Origin of the sequence: Pseudoalteromonas shioyasakiensis (assembly GCF_022398475.1) — a bacterium.
GTDB lineage: Bacteria > Pseudomonadota > Gammaproteobacteria > Enterobacterales > Alteromonadaceae > Pseudoalteromonas.
Window position 1 is genome coordinate 1 of the sequence record NZ_JAKEVM010000293.1, and the last position, 854, is coordinate 854.

General features: G+C 31.3%; 1 protein-coding gene. It reads right to left on the reverse strand.

Features of this window, described 5'->3' with window-relative positions; all coding sequences use genetic code 11:
* Positions 1 to 672, reverse strand: a 672-nt coding sequence (locus L1D51_RS21535; protein WP_239964846.1) for a J domain-containing protein, incomplete at its 3' end; no start/stop codon positions are given.
* Positions 673 to 854: the final 182 nt, after the last annotated feature.

Consider the following 854-nt stretch of genomic DNA (forward strand, 5'->3'; position numbering starts at 1 on the left):
GAAGTAAACAATAATAATCATCAATAATGCCAATTGTAATATTCTCAAATTTGCTTTTTTGTGTTCAGCAAAATAAGCCGGGAATTTCTCTCGTATTTTATTTAAAATTAATGAGCTTTGATCTTCCCCTAAAACTCTTACTGCTTTGTTTAACTCTATTGCAATATCTCTTTGATGTTCATAAATTACTTGCTTTGCAAGAGTTTGGACTTTTTTATTAGCCCCAAAATAAGTTTTTAAAAAATTGGCTTCGAACTTGTCAGCAATTTTACAAACATTTTCAAAGCTTTTAGTTTCAAGGACGAATATTTTGAAACTGATACCTAGCGCTGGGCTGAACAAATCTAACCTATTAAGCTCGTATTGAATGTTAGGGTTGTATTCAATAGCTAACTTCCAGTCATCTTCAAACTCAAAATAGTTGTAGTTTTTTGTATCTTCATCAGAAAAAAAGCACCCACCATTAGCTTTTAATTCGTTATCGTAAACCTGTCTTTTTGTGCTGTTAGATAGGGTTTCATAAGCTAAATTAATTTGCTGAAATTTCTTAACTGAAGTTTCTGATGTCGATACGTCTGGGTGATATTTTTTTGACAGAGCTCTATAAGCAGCCTTGATAACTTCAGCTTCTGCACTGGGACTAATACCCAAAGTAAGGTAGTGATTATCCATAAAAACTTACATGTCTCTTTTGAATTAATAAGATCCAGTATGAGATAAAACATAATAATTCATAAGCTTAGTAGCTTTATGAATATTTAATATTTATCGAGTTGTTAACTAGAAAAGGAAACTACATGTAGTTTTTAACAAGGAAGCCCTTTCCATAGACGCAGTAATATATCCCATAAAAT